This window comes from Candidatus Hydrogenedentota bacterium (assembly GCA_019637335.1).
GTDB lineage: Bacteria > Hydrogenedentota > Hydrogenedentia > Hydrogenedentales > JAEUWI01 > JAEUWI01.
Genome location: JAHBVV010000022.1, coordinates 1 through 20,564, shown reverse-complemented (window position 1 = coordinate 20,564; position 20,564 = coordinate 1). Strand labels below are relative to the sequence as shown.

At 64.8% G+C, this 20,564-nt stretch carries 22 protein-coding genes; 4 read left to right on the top strand and 18 right to left on the bottom strand.

Going from position 1 to position 20,564, the window contains the following annotated elements:
- Positions 1–96: 96 nt before the first annotated feature.
- The 12 genes from KF886_19515 to KF886_19460 form a co-directional block, all read right to left on the bottom strand.
- Positions 97–1,110 (bottom strand): ThuA domain-containing protein, encoded by a 1,014-nt coding sequence (locus KF886_19515; GenBank protein ID MBX3179551.1) that lies wholly within the window; start codon positions 1,108–1,110, stop codon positions 97–99.
- A 36-nt stretch (positions 1,111–1,146) separates the two neighbouring features.
- A complete protein-coding gene (locus tag KF886_19510; protein ID MBX3179550.1) occupies positions 1,147–1,479 on the bottom strand; it encodes a J domain-containing protein in 333 nt (110 codons plus the stop codon).
- A gap of 23 nt (positions 1,480–1,502) precedes the next feature.
- Entirely contained in the window at positions 1,503–2,276 is a 774-nt protein-coding gene (locus KF886_19505; protein MBX3179549.1) for a rhomboid family intramembrane serine protease, read from the bottom strand.
- Positions 2,277–2,416: 140 nt separating this feature from the next.
- On the bottom strand, positions 2,417–2,965 hold the full coding sequence (lepB, locus tag KF886_19500; GenBank protein MBX3179548.1) for a signal peptidase I: 549 nt from the start codon (positions 2,963–2,965) through the stop codon (positions 2,417–2,419).
- Between the two features lie 49 nt (positions 2,966–3,014).
- A complete protein-coding gene (locus KF886_19495; GenBank protein ID MBX3179547.1) occupies positions 3,015–4,001 on the bottom strand; it encodes a tetratricopeptide repeat protein in 987 nt (328 codons plus the stop codon).
- A 199-nt stretch (positions 4,002–4,200) separates the two neighbouring features.
- A complete protein-coding gene (glgC, locus tag KF886_19490) occupies positions 4,201–5,427 on the bottom strand; it encodes a glucose-1-phosphate adenylyltransferase (protein ID MBX3179546.1) in 1,227 nt (408 codons plus the stop codon).
- A gap of 199 nt (positions 5,428–5,626) precedes the next feature.
- A complete protein-coding gene (locus KF886_19485; protein ID MBX3179545.1) occupies positions 5,627–5,794 on the bottom strand; it encodes a hypothetical protein in 168 nt (55 codons plus the stop codon).
- On the bottom strand, positions 5,781–6,173 hold the full coding sequence (locus KF886_19480; GenBank protein ID MBX3179544.1) for a DUF2304 domain-containing protein: 393 nt from the start codon (positions 6,171–6,173) through the stop codon (positions 5,781–5,783). The genes KF886_19485 and KF886_19480 overlap by 14 nt, the downstream gene beginning before the upstream one ends.
- Before the next feature lie 3 nt (positions 6,174–6,176).
- Entirely contained in the window at positions 6,177–6,908 is a 732-nt protein-coding gene (locus tag KF886_19475) for a glycosyltransferase family 2 protein (protein MBX3179543.1), read from the bottom strand.
- Positions 6,909–6,910: 2 nt separating this feature from the next.
- Positions 6,911–7,900, bottom strand: coding sequence for a glycosyltransferase family 2 protein (locus tag KF886_19470; protein ID MBX3179542.1), 990 nt, complete (start codon positions 7,898–7,900; stop codon positions 6,911–6,913).
- A gap of 279 nt (positions 7,901–8,179) precedes the next feature.
- Entirely contained in the window at positions 8,180–8,659 is a 480-nt protein-coding gene (locus KF886_19465) for a beta-1,4-galactosyltransferase (GenBank protein MBX3179541.1), read from the bottom strand.
- Positions 8,656–9,126 (bottom strand): capsular biosynthesis protein, encoded by a 471-nt coding sequence (locus KF886_19460; GenBank protein ID MBX3179540.1) that lies wholly within the window; start codon positions 9,124–9,126, stop codon positions 8,656–8,658. Before KF886_19460 ends, KF886_19465 begins: the two co-directional genes overlap by 4 nt.
- A 125-nt stretch (positions 9,127–9,251) precedes the next feature.
- Here KF886_19460 and KF886_19455 point away from each other — a divergent pair, with 125 nt between their 5' ends.
- The 3 genes from KF886_19455 to hemH all read left to right on the top strand — a co-directional run bounded on the left by KF886_19455 (position 9,252) and on the right by hemH (position 12,965).
- The gene (locus tag KF886_19455) at positions 9,252–10,880 is read left to right on the top strand and encodes a glycosyltransferase family 39 protein (protein MBX3179539.1); all 1,629 of its coding nucleotides are present in this window, start codon (positions 9,252–9,254) and stop codon (positions 10,878–10,880) included.
- Positions 10,877–11,800 (top strand): flippase-like domain-containing protein, encoded by a 924-nt coding sequence (locus tag KF886_19450; protein MBX3179538.1) that lies wholly within the window; start codon positions 10,877–10,879, stop codon positions 11,798–11,800. Before KF886_19455 ends, KF886_19450 begins: the two co-directional genes overlap by 4 nt.
- Positions 11,801–11,942: 142 nt before the next feature.
- On the top strand, positions 11,943–12,965 hold the full coding sequence (gene hemH / locus KF886_19445; protein MBX3179537.1) for a ferrochelatase: 1,023 nt from the start codon (positions 11,943–11,945) through the stop codon (positions 12,963–12,965).
- 5 nt (positions 12,966–12,970) lie between these two features.
- Here the strand turns inward: hemH and KF886_19440 are convergent, their stop codons facing one another.
- From KF886_19440 to KF886_19420, 5 genes are read right to left on the bottom strand one after another with little or no spacing between them, the layout of a single operon-like run.
- Complete coding sequence (locus tag KF886_19440; GenBank protein MBX3179536.1) at positions 12,971–13,687, bottom strand: aminopeptidase; 717 nt, start codon at positions 13,685–13,687, stop codon at positions 12,971–12,973.
- A 42-nt stretch (positions 13,688–13,729) separates the two neighbouring features.
- Positions 13,730–14,404: a LysE family translocator gene (locus KF886_19435; GenBank protein MBX3179535.1), complete on the bottom strand. Its 675-nt coding sequence runs from the start codon at positions 14,402–14,404 to the stop codon at positions 13,730–13,732.
- Positions 14,405–14,456: 52 nt separating this feature from the next.
- Positions 14,457–15,173 carry an endonuclease/exonuclease/phosphatase family protein gene (locus KF886_19430; GenBank protein MBX3179534.1) on the bottom strand — a complete coding sequence of 239 codons (717 nt, stop codon included), beginning with the start codon at positions 15,171–15,173 and terminating at the stop codon, positions 14,457–14,459.
- A gap of 4 nt (positions 15,174–15,177) precedes the next feature.
- Positions 15,178–17,394 carry a VTT domain-containing protein gene (locus KF886_19425; protein ID MBX3179533.1) on the bottom strand — a complete coding sequence of 739 codons (2,217 nt, stop codon included), beginning with the start codon at positions 17,392–17,394 and terminating at the stop codon, positions 15,178–15,180.
- Positions 17,381–17,590 carry a hypothetical protein gene (locus tag KF886_19420; GenBank protein ID MBX3179532.1) on the bottom strand — a complete coding sequence of 70 codons (210 nt, stop codon included), beginning with the start codon at positions 17,588–17,590 and terminating at the stop codon, positions 17,381–17,383. Before KF886_19420 ends, KF886_19425 begins: the two co-directional genes overlap by 14 nt.
- A gap of 26 nt (positions 17,591–17,616) precedes the next feature.
- On the opposite strand from KF886_19420, the gene KF886_19415 reads away from it, so the two are divergent.
- The gene (locus KF886_19415; GenBank protein ID MBX3179531.1) at positions 17,617–19,131 is read left to right on the top strand and encodes a pectic acid lyase; all 1,515 of its coding nucleotides are present in this window, start codon (positions 17,617–17,619) and stop codon (positions 19,129–19,131) included.
- A 79-nt stretch (positions 19,132–19,210) separates the two neighbouring features.
- On the opposite strand, the gene KF886_19410 is transcribed toward KF886_19415, so the two are convergent.
- The gene (locus KF886_19410; GenBank protein ID MBX3179530.1) at positions 19,211–20,080 is read right to left on the bottom strand and encodes a sugar phosphate isomerase/epimerase; all 870 of its coding nucleotides are present in this window, start codon (positions 20,078–20,080) and stop codon (positions 19,211–19,213) included.
- Between the last annotated feature and the right edge of the window lie 484 nt (positions 20,081–20,564).

Here is a 20,564-nt window from a genome sequence, read left to right as displayed (position 1 = left end):
GTATTCAGTCAATGCCAAGGCACAGCCTCTGGCTGGTTCGGGATCCTGTATTATGGGAACTCGCACACCTGCCCGCCCCATGCGGTCCCCCTTGCCCTATTCCGCCAGGGCGTGGTCTTCGGGCTTGAGGCCTTTCTGGTGTTCGTTGAAGCCGAATGGCGTCGGGTTGTATTCGCCGACGATATCGACGTTCGCGCGGGGCGGGATCTGCTCTTCCAGCCCGGTGCACCAGTACGCCGCGTTCACCAGCAAGCGGCGCAGGCCCTCGCTCAGCAGGTCCCGCGAGGCGCCCATGGTCGTGGTGAATACGCGGGCGGGCGTTCCGGACTCCCCGGTCCAGGTCTTGATCCACGCGATCGGCTGCTTCTCGGTCTTCTCCGTGCCGGGCGGGTCGTCCGGGTTCATGCCGGTAAGCACGATGCCGTTCACCAGCGGCTGGCTGTCCCCGGTCAGGCTGTTGATCCCGTACACATCCGTGTCCCCCCAGATGTCCTCGCAGCCTTGAACGATGGGGTGGTCCTTCATCTCCGGCACGATCTCGCCCCGGGTGCTTTCCGTGCCGTGTTTGCCGTAGTGGCTCACCCACGTTTCGCCGAGCACCTGGCGCCCGTAGCCGCCCTGGAAATCCGGATCGGGGTTGTTCCAGGTCCATTTCGCGTAGGGGCTGTCCGGGTTCTCCCGGTAAAAGAAGGGGTGGGTCGCCGTGCGCAGCGCAATGATCGGGCGCCCGGAGTTGGTGTAATCCACAATATGCTTCATGTCCGCGTCCGGCAGTTCGCGGAAGCGGGTGAACAGCACCATCAGGTCGGCATCCCGCAGCGCCTCCAGGCCCGGGATGTTGTCCAGCGTGCCCGGGTCGATTTCGCCGGTTTCCTTGTTGATGGAAAACAGCACCGTGCATTTGAAGCCGTGGCGCACCGCCAGGATCTTCGCCAGCTGGGGCATGCCCTCCTCCGAGCGGTATTCCTCGTCGCCCGTGACAAACACAATGTGCTTGCCTTTTCCGGGGCCCTCGCCCCCCTCGTACGTGATGCCCGCGGCCAGCGCGGCCGTGGAGAACAGGGCGGTCACGGCCGCTCCCAGGGCGATCCGGCGAACAAACTCAGTCATGGTTGAACCCTTTGCCAGGTGGACGCCCGCAACGTGTCAGCGTTTGCGAAGGCGTTTCAATCGGTTGTAGGCCTCGTTCAAGGCGCGCATGGTATCTTCGTCGCCGCCGCGATCCGGATGGTGGATCTTGGCCTTGCGCTTGTACGCTTTCTCTATCTCGTCCCAGTTCGAGGAGGGCGAGATCCCCAGCATCCGGAAGCACATGTCCAGGTCGCCCGGCGGCGCGCCCGGATGGCGGCGCGGGTCGTCGTCCAGCGGGGGCTCGCCACGCAGTTCGCGCAGGCCGCGCATGATGGTGGGCCAAACCCCCGTGGCGCTGAGCACCAGGATGATCGCGCTGACCCAGAGTAGCTCGGAGAAACCGGTCATGATCCGTGCATTCCCGTATTCGCCTACCGGCGCTTCCGGTCGTCAAACTTGAAGATATTGTCCACCGCCTCCCCCACCTTTTCCGAGGGCTTGGTCTTCTTTTTCGCCTCGCTCGCGCGGCGGCGGCGGTTCCGCTGGAAATTTAAGATCAGGGGCAGGGATTTCATGTACAGGAACCCCATGACCATCCCCCCGAAATGCGTCATCACCGACACCGGCGCCGCGCTCAGGGCGGTGATGATGTTCATCACCACCACGATCATGACCAGGGCGCGCGCGTTCAGGGGCCACGGGAACGGAAACAGAAAGACCTGGCGGTCCGGCTCGATCAGGGCGAAAGCAACCAGCACCCCCATGACCGCGCCGCTCGCGCCGACCACATTGGTGGCGGATCCGTTCACGAAATAGGGAATGAAGGTCGCCAGCACCCCGCCGGCCCCGCAGATGAGGTAGAAGCGAAAGAAATTGCGCGTGCCCAGCACCCGCTCGACGTCCGGGCCGAAGAAAAACAGCCAGAGCATGTTCAGAAAAAGATGCAGCAGCGTGCTGTGCAGAAACTGGTAGGTGAAGGGGGTCCATACAAAGCCCTGGAGGAAGGCGGGCTGGTAAAATCCGAACCAGAGGCCGAAGCCGCCGCCGAAATACCCGGAATGTACGCCGGCGCTCTTGAACAGGGGATCGGAAACGAGCTGAAGCGCGAACACGATCACGTTCGCCAGGATCAGGCGCTGTGTGGCCCAGGTAATGCCCGGGCGCCCCGAGGCGCCGCTTCCAAAACTGTATTCGTACTGGCTCATCCGCTCCGGGGGTCTTCCTGGTTAAGCCCATCCAACTCGCACGCATTGCTGCCGCGGCGCCCGCCTTCGCCGGGCCGGGCCGCCACCCGCTGATTGTACCGCATTTGCGCCCGGCCACGCCACGGAAGGGCCCGAAATCGCTACTGGCCGTGCCGGTTTGTCAGGGGATACGACCGCACCACCCCCCAGCGGTCGTACGGGAAATAAATGAATCGAACGCGGCCTATGATGTCTGCCTCGGGAAAGGTCTCGAGATGATCGTGGCTGTCCGAACTGTTGTTACGGTTGTCGCCCAGCAGAAAAACATGATTCTCGGGCACGATGACCGGCGCGGGAATCTCGTAGCCAATGGGCTCCAGGATATAGGGCTCGGAGGCGTACTCTCCGTTTACGAACAGCGCGCCCCGGCGCACCGCAATGGCGTCCCCCCCCAGCCCGACGATTCGCTTGACCATGAAGCCCCCATTGGCGTTGTCCTTCGTGACGATGATGTCCCCGCGCCGGTACGCGGGCTCGGAAAGCGTCGCAATCTGGTCGGCGCGCAACAGGGTGGGCTCCATCGAGGAGGAAGGGATCCGGAAGAAGCGCATTTCGCGGATAACGAAAAGGTACGCGCACACCAGCAGGAAGGCGACAACGGCGACATTGCCCGCCTTGCGGCTGGTCAATAGGGATCGCAAGGTGTTCACAGCCGCGGGCCAGGCTCCGGAGGCGCGGCGGCGCTCATGCGTGCGGCTGTCATTCCCCGGCCTCCAGCCGCGCGATATTGTTGCGGGCCACCTCGCTTTCCGGAATGATCTTGAGGGCTTCCTGGAACGCCGCAATGGCCTCGCCCTTCTTCCCCATTGAGCGCCAGGCGCGGCCTTCATTCATCCACGTAAAAAAACGCTCCTCGTCCGTTCGGGCGTATACGCGCGCGGCGCGCCACGCTTTCACCGCCTCTTTCCAGTTGGGCTCAACGCCAAAATTTTGCGCCGCCAGAAAGTTCACGGCGTAGTCCTGCAGGAGTTCGTAATCTTTCGGAGCCAGTTTCACGGCTTTCTTCGAGAGTTTCATGGCCTCTTTATACACCTTCTCCGCGGGCCACCCGCGGTGGGATTCCGTCTGCGGGCGGTAAATAAGGTAGTTCTGGGCCATGTTAAAGCAGAAATCCGGGCTCTTCGGGTCGAGCTTGAGCGCCATATCCATGTTCTGAAAGCCCAGCGGATATCGGCCCACGTGGAAGTAGTGCATGCCGAGGTTGTTGTACGGATCGGCGTACTTGCTGTCCAGGGACACCGCCGTGTGCCACTCTTTCACGCCCTCAACCTGTTTGTCCAGGACGTCGTAGTAAACATTGCCGCGGAAGTTGCGGAGACGGGGATTGTTCTCGAATCGTTCAACGCCGTACGCCGCCAGCGCCTCCAGGCGCGCCACGTTTACACGGATCTCGCGGCTGGCCGCGATCTTGCTGTCGTTGCTCGACTGCGGATTGGCCAGGATGGTCCGGTTCTCGTCGAGCTTCTTGAACTCCGCGTTCCCCATGTCCCACACCCGGTCCGCGAAGGCGGCCTGGTCTCCTTCCAGCGCCTTGAGAGGCTCCAGATAGGCGGCCAACTCGGCCTCGTCCGGCCCCCCCGCCACGGGCGGCGCGGGCGGCTCCGGAGCATCGGCCTGGGCAAGCGCGTACGGGGCAATCGCCAGGGCGGCCAGTGCACAGAGAATCTGAAGTGCCGTTCTAATCATCACAAGACACGCCTTTCCGGGCTGTAGTGCCAATGTTCGCTTATTCCGAGGGGAGGCAGTATAACCGCGAGCGCGTCATCATACAAGAACACCCTCGTATGCCATGAAGTCCCATACCGGGCTGCTCCCTGGGGCGGCTATGGGGCTGCTATTGCATTCGTGGCCCCGGAAATCGCAAGTCAGGGCGCCCGCCGGGGGCTCAAAACGCCGCCGCAACCGGAATCGCGTCGCCGGATTCCACCACCACCACCCCGTTGGGCGTGACCCGGAAATGGCGCGCGTCCCGCTCCAGATCGAAGCCAATCTCGGCGTGGGGCGGGATCCGGACATGTTTTTCCACGATCACCCGGCGAAGCCGGGCATGGCGCCCGATGTGGACATCGTTGAACAGCACGGACTCCTCAACATGGGCGTAGCTGTTCACCCGGACCTCGGGCGAAAGCACGGATCGGACCACCTGGCCGCCGCTGATGATGCATCCCGGGCTGATGATGGAATCGACGGCCACGCCATAACGATCGCCGGGCGTGCCAAACACGAACTTCGCGGGCGGATAGGCCGGCATGCGGATCAGCATCGGCCAGTTGCGATCATACAGGTTGAAAAGCGGGTCCACGCTGGCGAGGTCCATATTCGCCTCCCAGTAGGCGTCAAGCGTGCCCACATCGCGCCAGTAGCGCGCGGACTTCTTGTTCTCGTCCTGAAACGGGTAGGCGTAGACGCTCGCCCGGCTCAGCAGGGCCGGAAGAATGTCCTTGCCGAAATCGTGCGACGTATTCAGGTTGGCGTCGGCCAGCAGCGCCTCCCGAAGCACCTCCATATTAAAGACATAGATCCCCATGGACGCCATCGCGCACTCCGGATTGCCCGGATCAGGCCGCGGCTCGGACGGTTTCTCGTCGAAACCAATAATGCGGCTGTCCCGGTCGACGGAAACAACGCCGTAACGCGGCGCTTCGAGCAGCGGCACCGGTATCGTGGCCACCGTGGCCCCCGCCTCGGTCTGCCGGTGGAACTGGACCATCTTCTGATAATCCATCTTGTAAATGTGATCCGACGAAAGCACCAGCACCTCGTCGGGCGCTTCCCGATCGATGGAGTAGAGGTTGTGGTAGAGCGCGTCCGCCGTCCCGCGATACCAGCTGTCGTTCACGCGCATCTGCGGCGGGATGATCTCGATGGATTCCCCAAGTTCCGGGCGGGTGATGTCCCAGCTGTGCCGGATGTGCCGCGCCAGCGATTGGGATTTGTACTGGGTCAGGATATGAATGCGGCGGCAATTGGAGTTGACGCAGTTGGCCATCGCAAAATCGATGATTCGGTAGCAGCCGCCAAAGGGGACCGCCGGTTTCGCGCGGTGCCGGGTCAGCGGGTAAAGCCGTTCGCCCGCTCCGCCCGCGAGGATGATGGTCAGCACACGATTCACTGGTTTCCCTCGATTCCATCAACGGCCACTGGGGCCTCGGTGAACGCCCTGAATCGACCCCAGGCGCCCGCACCGCGCCTCTTCGGCCACATCCCGGACCGGGTGACGATTCGGAACGCAGCCCCTACACTTTAGCACGATTCCCGCTCGTTGTCACGAATTAACGCGCCGCCGACCGATGCCGCCGGGAGTTCGCCGATCAGCGCGAAAAAAAGGCCTCAATCGCCGCCTGATTGGCGAAGTAAAAGGCGAAACTGAACCGCACCAGAAAAAACAGGGCGACGAACACGGCCCACGCCGCAAGCAGGCGATGGAGCCACGCGCGCCACCCCGCCGGGCCGGGAAATGCCGGCTCACCGGGAGTCACAGCGCGCCTCCTCCAAGGCATCCAGGCGCTGCGCAAGCAGGGCGATCTCCTGCGCGAGCGCGCGGTTCCGATCGGAGAGCTTCGAGATAATCACGGTGAACGCCAGCACCAGCAAAAGCAAAAAAAGGAAGGAAGTCACGTAAAACACGGTCAAGTATTGGAAGCCGAAAGCGCCGGACATCCACACAATTAACCGGGGAAACAGACCAACGAAAAGCCCGGCCACGGCCGCCGCGAGCCAGAGCAGGGCGTAACGCTCCTTCAAATGCCCCCGGCGGACCAGTTCGAGCACAAGCCCCATGAACGCCATGCTCACGCAAAGAAGGCCCACCCGGTGCGACCAGTAGAATCCGATGATCTCGGCGGATTGCTCGTCCACAGTCTAATGCTCCTGCTGGTTCGCGCGCGGCGGGGCGTACTGGCGGAAAAGATCGATGAAAACCGCGAGGCCGACCTTGATCATGTAATAGGCGGCGCCGTGGGGGCGAATAGAGCTGATTCCCCCCTGCCGCGCGCGCATGGTGACGGGAATCTCGACGGCCTTCAGGCCGTGCTTATGCAGGATCACCAGCACTTCCGGCTCGGGGTAGTCTTCCGGGTAACGCTCGGCCACCACCGCAATCGTGGCGCGGTTCATCGCCCGGAATCCGCTCGTGGTGTCGGTAATGCCCCCGCCAATGAAGAAATCGATCCAGCGCGAGAGCAGCGACTTCCCGATCCGGCGAATCAGCGTTGGCGTATACCCTCGGTCGGCCACATACCGCGATCCAATGACGACATCCGCCGTGCCATCGGCGATGCGCTCGACAAGCCGCCCGATCTCGCCCGCGGGGTGCTGCCCGTCCGCGTCGCATTGCACGGCCACGTCATACCCGTGCCGCAGCGCGTATTTGTAGCCCGTCTGCATGGCGCCGCCGATGCCCAGGTTGAACGGGAGCGACAGGAGCGTGGCGGCGCCGGACTTCCGCACGCGCGCCGCTGTCGCATCTCGGGACCCGTCATCCACGACCACAATATCGCCGTCCGGGAGCGCGGCCCGCACCTGCGCGATCACATCCGCGATCGTTGCTTCCTCGTTGTATGCCGGCACTATCACCAGGACGCGCGCCACGATGCTCAACTCCCTCCCCGCACCTGAAAGTCCCAGAATCCGCGACACAGGCCCGCCGCCCGGGCCACATCGCGCAACAAAAGCACGAGGCCGAAGTATAGCAGGTCGGCGGGGGCGAGCGCGCCGCGCATTTGCCGGATCAAAGGCGCGTGCAGCAGCGCCGTCACCGTCCACACCGACGCCAGGGCCGGCAGGAGGCGGATCCCGTTCCAGCCCAGCGCCTGCGCGGCTGCCAGTGCGGGGGCGAGCGCGGCCCCCAAAAGGGCGAGCGGCGGCGCGATCAGGTCCGGCAAGCCGGCGTACTGGTCGCCCCGTGCGCGTGCGGGGTGGTCGCGGTACAGCTTAATCCGCCAGTAGCCGTGGCGCGCCTGGGTGCGCAGATAGCGCCATAAGCGGTCGGGGTGATAATGCGCCACGGCGGCCTCCGAAGTGAATCGCAGCAGGCCGCCCGACGCCTCAACACGATACGCGAGATCGTTGTCCTCCCCCGAAGCCTGGCGGTAGGATTCATCAAAGCCCCCAACGTTGCGGAAGTTTTCGGCGCGATACGCCACGTTAAACGAACCCAGGAAATCCACCCGATCGCCAAACTGCGCGTGGCGCCGCGCGATTTCCGCCTGAATCACCCGGGCCAGACGGCGCTCCGGGTTCGCGCACGTGTACGTCCCCCCCACGCCCGCGACCCCATCATCGAAGGCCGAGAGCAGCCGCGCAAGCCAACCCGGCTCGGGTACGCAGTCCGCATCGGTGAATACCAGAATCTCTCCCGTCGCGGCCCCCGCGCCCCGGTTGCGCGCCGCCGCGGGCCCCTGGTTTTCCTGCTGGATGCGGGTGATTCCCGCGATCTCCCGGGCAATCGACGCCGTCGCGTCCGTGGACCCATCGTCCACCACGATCACCTCGAAATCCGGATACTCCTGGGAAAGACACGCCCCGACACACCGCGCCAGCGTTCGCTGCGCGTTGTGCGCCGGTATGATGATGCTCGCCCGCACCGCGAATCGATTCCCTTCCAGGTCACAGCCGCCATTCCCGCCGCATTATGCCGCGCCACCGCACGGCGAATAAAGAATTCGCGCATGGGATAGCTCCCACGGAACCCTGGAAAGCCAACGCACGCTCGCTATCCCACAATCCACCCCAAAACCTCCGTGCCACGCGATGGCGCCCCAGCGCCTTCGTGTGCCTGGAGCAAGAGGCCCACAACCCAGCCAGCACTGCCCCACGCGAGCGGCTCCAAAAGAATGTGGGCGCCACTCCTCGAAGAGTCCCCCCTACGCCCCCGCAACGCGCTCAACCGCGTTACGTATAGCCGCAATCAGCGGCGCCTTATTGGGCCGATAATCCACGGGCGCGGCAGGCGGGCGGGCGCAGGCCTCCGCAAGTTCCTCCACATCCAGCACCATCCGCCCCCAGCCCCGCCGCGCGACCGCTTCCGCAATTTCCATCTGGTGGTCGTTCATGTGCTCGCCATACCGTTTCAGCCGCGGAACCACGATCAGCGGGCGCTTCACCGCCAGTGCGTCGAGCACGGTGCCGATCCCCGCGTGCCCCACGATGACCCGCGCGCGCCGTTGAATGGCAAGCACGTCCTCGTGCGGCAGGAAGTCGAACCAGGCACAGTGCCGGGGCCGCTTTTGGGAGAGACCGGTCTGGACAACGACCTGCTCCCCCGAGGTCTCCGCGATGCGGTCAACAGCCTCAACGAGCCGGTCAAAACCGAGAAACATGGTGCCGAGGGTCACGTAGATCACGGCGCGGGCGTCTCGTCGATGAGGGATCCCGCGTAGCGGGCCCGGGGACCGTAGGCCTGGAGCAACTCGGGCCACTGCACGTAGAATTCGTCCGCCAGCCAGTACATCACACGCCCCGTGACAGAAGGCCGGACCACCTGCGCACCGCATTCAACATAGAGCGCGGGGATCCGCAGGAGCTTCCCCACGAGCACGACCGGAATGGCTATCTCGGCCCCCGTGGAGACGATCAATTTCGGCTCTTCCCGGCGGAAAATGCGCCAGACGCGGCCGAGATTCTTGAGGAATTCAATCGGATTTCGAGCCATGTTCGGCACGAGATACGCCCGTTCAAGGCGCCGGGTGGTTTCCGCCTCGTAACAGAAGAAAAAGACCTCGTGCCCCGTGAAGGCCTCCTGGATCTGAAGCAGCTCGTTCAGGTGGCCGCCATGGGAGCAGGCGCAACATATCTTGATCGGTGTTGTCATCGCGTTTCCAATGGCGCTCGGTTGTCGCCGCGCTGAGACTAAACCAAACGGGGGGCGATTCGTCAAACGCGCGGGCGCCTGTATACAATACGCCCACCGCCATGTCACGGAATTCACCAGCACCCATGCGCCCGCTTCAACCCCTGATCCGATTCGCCCGCGAGCTCCACGCCCTCGCCCTGGCGCCGCTCCGCCCGGCCCCGCCCGCCCTGGCGCGCTGGGAATGGGCCGCCATCGGCCTGCTGGCCGCCACCGCCCTGGCCTTTGGGCTCCCCAACCTGGGCGTCCCGAGCCTCTGGCACGATGAGCTGGTCCACCTTTACGTGGCGAAGAATATCGCGGAAGTGGGCTGGCCCGCCCTCCCCAGCGGCAACGTCTACCCCAGTTCCACCGCATACAACTACCTGCTGGCGGCCTTCGTGGCGCTGCTCGGTGACAGCGAGGTCGCCGCGCGGTTCCCCTCCGTGCTCCTCGCGGCGTGCAACACCCTGCTCGTGTATTTTCTCGCACGGGTCTGGCTCGGGCGTCCGGTGGCCCTCCTCGCCGCGCTGCTATTCGCCACCTCCCCCTGGCAGGTGGCCTGGTCGCGACAGGCGCGCATGTACGAGCTTCAGGTGACCGCCTACCTGGCTTTCCTCTATTGCGCCTGGCGCTATTTCGCGGGCGCGAGGGCCAGCGCGCCCTACTGGGGACTCGGCGCCGTGGCGGCCTACCTGCTCGGCCTGCTGACCTCGTTTCACTCCATTCTCTTCCTCGGCGCCCCCGGCCTCTTCGCCCTGGGCCTCGGCTGGCGAGATAGACGTCGCGATACGCGCTGGGCCTGGGCGCTCACCGGCTGTGCGGCCCTGGGCGCGATCACCATCATCGCGCTCTGGCTCAACCCAAACCCCGTGGACCGCGCGGCCGTCTTCCAGACCGGTCTGGGCGGGACACTTCTCGATCAACTCCGAACCGATCGCTACTACTACGTCCGCTTCTTCGCCAACAACCTGAGCATCGGTTATCTTGCCGTCGCTATCCTCGGGGCCGCGCTCCTGCTCTGGCGCCGGGATCGGGCCTCGATTTGGGTACTGCTCGGCTTTTTCGTGCCCCTCTTCGTTCTCACCTACCTCATTGGCTACCGCCGCTTCCGGTTCATCTTCTTCGCCTACCCCCTGTATGTCATGCTCGGTTCCTGCGGTCTACTCGCCCTCCTGGGCGTGTTGCGTGGCGCGCGGCGCAGCCTGTTGCATGGCCTCTGCGCCGCTCTGATCGTGATCTTCCTCTCCCGCCTGGCCTGGAGCTCGGCGACACTCCTGGGGGATAGCCTCGAAGCGGCGCGCGGGGCCCACACCACCCTGGCGGTGCGCCACCCGCAATGGAAACTTCCAACGCGCTGGGTGCGCGAACGCCGGCAGCCGGGCGAAGCGGTCCTCACCACAACTTTCCTGCCCGTCCACCACTATGTCGGTCACGTCGACAACTGGTTCCCCAACCGCTACACCCGATGGGAATACCAGGAATCCGGCCTCGAAGGGCTCGATTCCCTGGAGGCCCTGAAGGCCTTTCTCGCCGATCACCCCCGGGGCTACTTCATCGCAGAGGCCTCCCGCTTCCTGATGTGGCGCCACCATGGGGCGCTGGTGAAGGACCTCGGGCGCGAGGTGGACTGGGTGGAGACGCACATGACGCGCATTGACGAGGCCTGCTCGGACGACGTGACCGTGTGGCGCTGGGACTTCCTCCGCGACGATGGCGCGGTGGAAATTCCATGAAGCGCGCGTCCACCAACGCGCGCGGCCCCGGCTGGAACCGCTACCTCATCCTCGCGGGGATGGTGCTGGCGGCGTTTCTGGGCTGGTATTTCGGCGTCGGCAACCTTGCCGCGCTCGTGCGCGGCGCCGAAAAGCTTCCCCTCGCCGCCATGGCCCTGCTCATCGTGGCCGGCTTCTGGATTCGCGCCGCCAAGTGGGGCCATGCCCTCGGTCCGGGGCAAAGCGGCGTCTTCCTCTTCTTCCTCGCAAAGACCGCCGGCCACTGGACCCCAGGACGGGCGGGAGAACTGGCGCCCCTCCTCCTGCGGGACCATCGAAATGTCCGGATCGCCGCCTGGATCGGGCTGGATCGCGCCGTGGAGGTCGCCTGGACGCTGGGCCTGGGCGTCCTCGGCGTCGCGGCAATCGGCTTTCTGTCATTGCCCGCCGCCGCCGGCTTACTCGTTGCGGGCGCGGCGCTGGCCGCGGCCCTCTGGTGGTGGTGTGCCACGGTATCGCTTGCGGACGCCGACGAAAAGACGGCCTCGAACTGGAGCCGCCGGCTCTTGCGACTGCTTCAACGCCTCCGCCGGGAGGTCGCCCTGTTTAAACGGAAGCTGCCGGTGATCATGGCGCTTACCGCCGCCGCAAAACTCACCGATATCTTCGCCGTAATCTTGCTTTGCGACGCCTTTGGCTACGAAGTCTCGTTTCTGCTCGTTTGCGCCGCCCGCTGCGCCCACGGGCTCGTCAGCGCCATACCCGTCACCCCCGACGCCACCGGCGCGCCCTTCGTCGCCGCCGCCTGGCTGCTCCACAAGCACGGTGGCGTGCCCTACAACGTGCTGACGGCCGCGCTCGCGTTGGAGGTGGCCGTAATAACTGCTATACTCTGGGGGAGTTTCTGCCTTATTTCCTGGCGTCATTGGAATACAAGATAATAAGCGGCGCGCAAGCGTCTCCCGCGCAGGCCACCCGCCGGCGCGTCAGGGGATAGCGTCCGCGGCAGGCAAACGAGGGGGACGCCAGCCACCCCTCACCGTATTGGGCATTGGCCGTTAGAACGAATGGACCCGCTATCAGATGAAAGAATTTTCCACCGGCATCCTGCTCCTGAACACCGGATCGTCCTCGGCGCCCGAAACCGCCGAGACCCGCGAATATCTCCGCCAGTTCCTGTCCGATCCGCGGATTATCGACATTGCGGCCTGGAAGCGCTGGATTATCGTGAATTGCTTCATCCTCCCGTTCCGGCCGAAACAGACCGCGGAGGCCTACAAGGCCATCTGGACGGACCGCGGCTCCCCCCTGATCAGCATCAGCGAGGATTTCGCCGAGGCCCTCGCCAAAGAACTCCCCGACATGCCCATCGCCCTGGGCATGGCCTATGGCGTGCCCTCGATTGAAGACGGCATAGAGGAACTCCTGGAAAAGGACGTGGACCGGATCATCGTCGTGCCCATGTTTCCCCAGTACGCTTCGGCGACGACCGGCGCGGTAATGGAGCGCTGCTACCGCTACGCCGCGAAACAGTGGAACGTCCCGTTTTTCTCGATCCTCCCGCCCTACTACGACGACGAGGGCTACCTGGACGCCTGGCGCGAAGTCGCCGCGGAGCGCCTGGAGGCCTTCAAACCGGATCACGTCGTGCTGAGCTACCACGGCCTCCCCGAGCGTCAAATCGAGAAGGGCGACCCCTCCGGCGAGCACTGCCTGAAGGTTCCGGACTGCTGCAGCGTCCTTAATTCCGCCAACAAGCACTGTTACCGGCGTCATTGCGCCTTCACCGCCCGCGCGATCATGGAGCGGCTGGGCCTGACGGACGACAATTGCACGCTGACTTTCCAGTCCCGGCTGGGCCGCGATCCGTGGCTTACCCCGGCCACCGACGAGACGGTCGAACGGCTGGCGAACGAAGGCGTGAAGCGGCTGGCGATCCTCTCGCCCGCGTTTACGGCGGATTGCCTCGAGACCCTCGAGGAAATCGGGATGCAGGCGAAGGAAAGCTTCCTCGAACATGGCGGAGAGGCGTTCGAATTGATCCCTTCCCTCAACACCCACCCGACATGGGTGCGGGCCATGGCCGATCTAATCCGCGCCGTCTAGCCGGTCTACCGGATATAGCGCGACGCGATCTCGCCCGCCGCCTTCTCGTAGGCCTGCGATTTGAGCGTTGCGACCTGCGCCTGATCGCTGTTCCGGCGGTTGACCCGCGCGCTCATGCTCTTGTCCTCGAAGGTCTCCGGCGTAAACATCTCCCAATGGCCCGTACGCACGTCGATTGCGGCCACCTTCAGCCGGATCCGCATGCGCTGGGTTTCGTCCGGCACCGCATACCCCACGATCGGCGCCCAGGACACGGTCTTCGTCGCCAGATTCTGCGTGCCCGATTCCAGCACGCCCCAATACACCAGAATCGTCCCGATACCGCCCCGCGCGGCGGCCAGTCGCAGCGAACTGGCGTAGCTCGCGTCCTCGTCCTTCTCGCGCTCTGGAATTCCCGTGAAAACCGTGACGCTCAAGTCGCGCTCCAGGTGTGCGATCATCTCCTCATCCGGCATCAGCGCCCCGGACTGGATCAGGAGCACCGGATCGCCCCGGCGCAAGGTGATTCGCTCCGGACCCTCGTCGAGCGCCGCGCGAATGGCCTCCTCGGAAACGTCTGTCCCCGCCCGAACCCCCAGCACGTCGAATTCGCTCAGCTCGCCCCGGTACATCGGGTTCCCGCCGCCATACCCGTGCCGGGAATAGCCCGAATTCGAAATGGGGCGGCTGGCGCATCCCGCAAGCAGCAACAAGATGGTAACACCGCACACAAATCGAATCATGATCCCTGCCTCCTTATCTTTGTTTCGTGCCGCATAGCCGGACTATAGTTCCATTCCGACCCCGGCATACACGCGCAGAAGTCCCGGAAGCGCCCGCACCACCAACCATACCCCCACGGCCACGAGAACGCAAGAGGCGACTTTTCCCAGCCTTCCCGCCAGGCGGGGTGAAACGCGCACACCCGCGCGGCTGGCGGCGGCGGCGTACAGGAGCTTGACCAGAGTCAGTGGCGTCAGTATCGCCACCGCAATCAGCGCACAATCCCACCGAGTGAGCACATGGACATCCACGAAAGCCGGAAGAAAGCCCGCATAGAAAAGCACCGCCTTCTGATCGCCGAGGGTAATGGCCAGGCCAAGAAGAAACGACGCCGCCGCTCCGCCGCCGGGAATCCCTTGTTCTGGCGCAAATTTCGGCGGAGGGCGTAACAACAGCCCCCCGAGGACGATCAGATACGCGCCGCACGCCAGGGAGAGCCAGGCGGCGCCCGCTTCTCCGAGGACATTCGACACAGCCGATAGTCCAACAAACGCGGTGATCAGGAAAACCAAATCCCCGGCCGTCACCCCCAGCGCCGTGTAGAGGCCATGCCTGAATCCTCCGGCCGCCGCGCGGGCGCTTACCGCGATCACGCTGGCGCCCGGAACCGCCGCGAGCAGCGCCGTCGCGGTGAACAGCGCCACGGCGCCGGCGGGATGTATCGAAAAGCTAATCACAGCCTGACCCCGCCCCATGCGCATCGTGGGCTCCAGGCCGGGGCGGCGCCCGTTACGGGGCCCCGCATGGGTCCCACGCGATGTCCGCCACCACGGGGAGATGATCCGAGGCGAGCCGTGCTTCCGGCGTGCGAACTACCCGGCCCGACAGCGCCCGCGGCGCGGGTTCCGCAAGAATGCAGTCGAGCGAAAAAAGCGGCCAGCGGCTCGGAAACGTGCGCCCGGTAAACAGGGCCGAAAATGGCTGCGGCGTCAGCGCGCGCCGCACGGTGCGGGTTCCGAACCACTCGTTCAGGTCGCCCAACAGCAACATATAGTCTCCCCGCGTGTGCGCGGACGCCGCCTCGCGCAGCCAGTTCAGTTGCATCCGGCGCTCGCGCGCGTTGAGCCCCAGGTGGGTCACGATCACCCGCAAGCGCCCGTCGCCCGTGTCCAGGGTGGCGTCAATGGCGCCGCGCGGCTCCCGCCCGTCGCAGGCGAGGGATCGCTGGCGGTATCCGAGTACGGGCAGGCGCGTCAGAAGCCCGTTGCCGTACCGGCCCCGGTGATCATGGAGGTTCGGCCCCTCGACGGCGTGCATACCCAGGGCGTCGGCCAGATACGCCAGCACTTCCTTCTTCTCGCCGGCCGGATGCCGCCAATCCACTTCCTGAAGGCCGATTACATCCGCGTCCAGCGTGCGCAACACCCGAGCAACCCGATCAACATCGTGCTGCCCTCCCGGGCCGACGCACCCGTGAATATTCCAGCTGGCCGCCCGGCGCCGCACGTGCCTACTCCGCGCCCGCGCCGGAGGAGTCGTACGAATCCGGGTCATAGCGCCGCAGCACGCGTTCGGCGGCGAAAGCCATGCCGATAACGAAGGCCGCGATGGCCGCGAGTTTCACCGCGCCCCCCGAACCCGGATTAAGGAGCACCTCGACCGTCTCCTGTCCGAGCCACGCGAGCATCAGCATGCCCGGAAGCATCCCCAGCGCGGTTCCCGCAAGAAAGCGCCCCCGGGGCACGCCAACCAGCCCGCACGCAAGGTTGACGATGGCGAACGGCGCTACGGGAATGTGGCGGAGGATTACCACACCGAGGACGCTCAAGTTCGAAAGCCGGCGCTCCAGTTCCTCCGGCATGCGGCCCGATATAAAGGCCCGCAATCGGTCGGGCGCAAACTGGCCCGCACTGAAGCTCAGGTACGCCGAAAGCGTTGTCGCCGCCAGGCACACCGGGAGCGCCAGCGCGACGCTGAAAACGGCGCCGGTCGCCGTTGCAAGCATGCTCACGGGAACGCCGGCGGTGGCGAGCAACGCAAACGCCAACGTCACGCCCGCCGCGCCGGCTGGACTGGATCGGATGCGTTCGAGCGAGGTTTGCAGGGCTTCCGAGTCGATAAGGCCGCGCAATGGCGACAGCGCCCAGAGCGCGATCAGCGCCAGCAGGCATCCAAGCGCGATGATGCCGCCGCGACGCCGTTTCAGCATCCCGATTGCCGAATACAGCGGGCGGCGCAGGGGCGGTTCGCCGCCCCCGAGTTCCGCGATGACCCGAAGCACGCGATCGGCGTCGATGTCATCCAGCGGCCGGTCCGGATCCGAAAGTTCCCGCGGCAGCACCAGGGAGGACTGGAGCGGGGTCGCCCGGTGCGCAAAGGGATGCAGCGTCCGCTCGCCCCCGCGGAGCGCTTCAATCGCGCCGACTACGGAACCGGTCTCCGCCTCCGCGCGCGACACCGCGTCTACGTCCACGCCGAGCAGGTAGGCCATCAATCGCCGCCGGAAATCCCGGATCGCCCGCGCGCCCGCCTCGTCGCCGTCCTTCAACCAAATCGAAAGGTCCAACTCCGTGTCGAGCCCCATGGATCGGTTGTTCAGGTTGGCCGATCCCACGCGCATCATCCTGTCGTCGATGACCAACGTCTTTGCGTGTATGTAGACCGCGTCGCACGCGATGCTTTCAAGTTCGCCGCCGCGCAGCGTCGCCCAATAGGCCTGGACGCGACCGCCCGTATCGCGCAGCCGATCAAGCAGTTCGTCGCGCCGGGGATCCATGCTCATCGCCTGAAGCGATCCCGGGCAACCCCACGGCAGGATTATTATGACTTCCGGCCCACCCTGTTCCCGGAGCCGATCACAGAGCGCATCCACAATAGGCGCACACGTGAGGTACTGAGACTCAATGTAGATCAGCCTCCGCGCCGCCGCGATTTGCGCCAGATAGGTGGACTCCACCTGGCGCTTTTCGGGCCGTCCCCCGTACAGCGGCTGCGTAAGCGCAATCTCCACCTCCTGATCCCGAAAAACCGGCTTGAGGTTCACGGGCCAGTGCGAATCCGCCTCGACCTCGATTTCGCAAGGCGACACCCGCTCTCCGGTCGCGCGCAGCCAGCGCTCCCGCGCCCACCCGCCCAGCGTGCGCGCCGCCTCGCCGTCCAGCGCGAGCATGATGTCGTGGTAGGGCTGGCCTTCCCCGGCGAACAGTCCCGGCGTCTTGCGGCGCGGGTCCTCCCGGTGATGCGCGTGCGTGTCCCACCGGCCCGAGGTCAGGTCCATCCCCCCCGCAAAGGCCATCGCGCCGTCTATCACCACGAATTTCTGGTGGTGCGAAGAGAGCCGTGGCGTATCGCGATCCCAGACAATCTCGATCCGCGGGTGTTTGGCCCACGGCCAGTGCATGCGCGGGATATGCTGGCGCTCGAAAACAAAAAGCGGGGATCCCTCCCAGATGAGCAGCCGGATGTGGAGGTCCGCGCGCTCCCGCACCAGCGCAAGCAGCAGATCCGCAAGCCGGATCGGCCACTCGCTTTCCCGGGCCGCTTCTTCCGCCGCGTCCCCGCGAAGCAGCAGGACTTCCGTGTGCAGGTCCCACCCGACGATGAAGATCTGCTTACGCGCCCCGATCAGGGCGTCCCGGAGCGCCGGATAATATTCCTCACCGTCCACGAGGGGCGATAGGCGCCCCGCCGCTACGCGCCATTCGGGACCTTCATCACGATAGTTCATTCATTCTCCGCGGTGTTTGTCCGCGCGTAGAGCGCAAGACGTACTGCTGCACGGCGAAGCCACCCGAGATGGATGCGGCGCGGAATTTCGAAAAGGCGCACATGCCCTTGAACTGCCCGAAAAGCTTCTGATTCAATACAATCAGGCCGGCGCGGGCCAGCAGGGCGCGAGGGGCGGCACGCGAACCAAAAGCCATTATGGTATCCCACGCAGGAGATTTCAATGCCACCCCGACCTCTTATATCCCGCTTCTTTCAGGAAATCGCTGCAATTCGCGCATCCAGAGGGCGGTTTGGCGTCGTCTCCTGTTGCTTCGCTGGCCTCTTCATTTGCCTTCTTCACCCGCTGGCCTGGGCCGATCCGGCGCCGTCGCGCGACGAGGCCGCCGACGCGCTCCGGCGCGGCGTGGCGTATTTCCGCGACACGGTCTCCATCGAAGGCGGCTACCTCTGGCGTTATGCCGCCGATTTCTCCGAAGTCGAAGGTGAAGTGCCCGCGACGCGCACCGCCGCCTGGGCGCAGCCGCCGGGCACGCCGAGCGTGGGGCTGGCCTACGTCACGGTGTACGAGCTCACGCGCGATCCCTATTACCTGGAGGCCGCCCGCGAAACCGCCACCGCGCTGGTGCGCACACAACTGGACTCGGGCGGCTGGGATTATCGCCTGGAGTTCGCGCCGGAGGACCGCAAGAAGTACCGGTACCGCGTGGAGTCCGATCACAACGAGAATGCGCGAAACACCAGCACGCTGGACGACGATACGACCCAGGCGGCGTTGCGCTGCCTCATGCGGGTGGACCAGGCGCTCGAATTCTCGGACAGAGCCATTCACGAAGCCGCGACCTACGCCCTGAAAAAACTGATGGAGGCGCAATACCCCAATGGCGCGTGGCCCCAGCGCTTCTCGGGGCCTCCAGACCCCGCGAACTACCCCGTGAAGCCGGCGTCCTATCCCGAGGACTGGCCGAAAGCCTATCCCAATGCGCCCTACGCCGACTTCTACACGTTCAACGACAACACCCTGGCGGATACGCTGGAAGTCATGTTCATGGCGGGCGAAATCTACCAGAACGACGCCTACACGCGGTCCGGCAGGCGTGCTGGCGATTTCATGATCCTCGCGCAGATGCCCGACCCGCAGCCCGGCTGGGCGCAACAGTACAACGCGGACATGCACCCCGCCTGGGCCCGGAAATTCGAACCCGCATCCATCACCGGCGGCGAGTCCCAGGGCGTCATGCGCTCGCTGCTGCGGGTCTACGAGTTGACCGGCGACCGCAAGTACCTGGCGCCCCTCCCCCGCGCCCTAACCTATTACAAGGCCTCCCTCCTGGAAGACGGACGCCTCGCGCGCTTCTACGAACTCAAAACCAACACGCCGCTCTACTTCACGAAAGACTATGAAGTGACCTACAGCGACGCGGATATGCCCACGCACTACAGCTTCAAGAGCCCGAGCCAACTGGACGCCATCGAAGCGCATTACGAGCAACTCGCCGCCATCCCCGAGGGCGAATGGACCCCGCGCCGTCTTGTGCGTCCCGCGACCCCCGGCAAGACCTCCGATGTGCTCGCGGATCAGGCCGCGAAAATCCTCAAGGCGCAGCGCGAAGATGGCGCCTGGGTCGAACCCGCCCCCGCCCGCGACCGCAGCCGCATCGAAAAAGGAACGCCCATGCTGGACGCGCGGACGTTCAGCCGAAACATCGTCACCCTCGCGCGCTTCATCGCGGCGTAATAGCGGTGTTGGAGGGCATCGCGGCCTGTGGGGATCTTGTTGGGTCGGGAGGGCAGGCGGCCCTACCCGCTCCCCCGCCTCACTCCACGTTCGTCAGGCTGCGCCAGGCCGCCATGGAACGGCGCAGATTCTCGGCCACGTCGCCGCCGATGCCGTAGCCCTGGAGGCCGATGGGGCCCTCGTAGTTCAGCTCCTCCAGGAGCGCGAGCAGCGGGCGCACGTCGTAGGCGCCGTCGCCCAGGGGCTGGATCAGCGCCTTCCAGTTGTCGCCGCCCGCGTCGGCCCCGTTGATGGTCACCATGAAGAGGTGGGGCCGGGCCTCCACGATCCGTTCCCGGAGATTTTCGCCGTCCACCTTCAGCCAGTGGCAGAGATTGAAGGTCACCCCCACATTGGGCCGATTCACCTTTCGCGCCACGCGCACCGCATCCTCCACACGCTCCATCCAGTCGTTGGTGTGAGGATAGAGGGCAACGCGGAGCCCCTTCGCCGCCGCCAGGTCCGCCAGGCGGCGCACCACAGCCACGGCGGCCTCATCGCCCTCCGGCGAAGACGGCGGATGAATCGTACTCGTCATGGGCACCCACAAGACACAATCCCGCCCTTCCAGCAGCGCCAGGGCGTCCTCCAGACCCTCCTCCCATTGCGGCTGTTCCGGGTCTATCCGGACGGGCGTGTAAAGGGCGAAGAATCGGCTGCCCTCCCCGTCAATGGCCTCCAGAACGTCCTTCAATCCAGCCACGCCGATAAGATCCGTGCCCGCATAGCCCAGTTCCTTCACCATAGCCACCTGCGCGGCGGGCGTGGCGTGAGCCTCGTCTTTCGTGCCGGTGCACATGGCGAAAAAGGGGTTGTCCCCGATGGCTTGACCAAAACTTCCTTGCGACAGGCCCAGCATTATCGCCAGACTCCACCCCAATCGTTGTGACCAGTTCCAGCAACCTGTCATGGCAGGATCTCCTTGGTGGTACTCTGGCTTCGCAACGGAAGGGCCGGTATACCGAAAATTCCGCAATACGTCTTGATGATAACGCTTGCCTTGGGCCTATAACCAATCGTCGGTATGCCAGAGAAAGACGCGCCCCTCGTAATCGGATGCCGTGTAGTAAAGGGCTCCGCTTTGGACTGCGCAAGCTTGCTTGCGCTTCATCCCAGCGAGCTTGCTCGCGGCGGCGGGTGAAGCTGTCCGGCATAGGAGCAAGCTCCCGCAGAAAGAGCGGTGGCAAGCCACCGCAGTCCAGAGAGCGCCGTTCCTTTTCTCGTGGGACGCGGCGAAGCGATAGAGACGACATTGGACTGCGCAAGCTTACTTGCGCTTTCCGGCGCGATGCCAGAAAAAAGACCTAAACGACAGAAAGGACTTAAACGACAAGGAACCATCGGTTTTTCAAGTCTGGGCAACTCGGAGCTATACCGACTATCTCTTTCGGCAC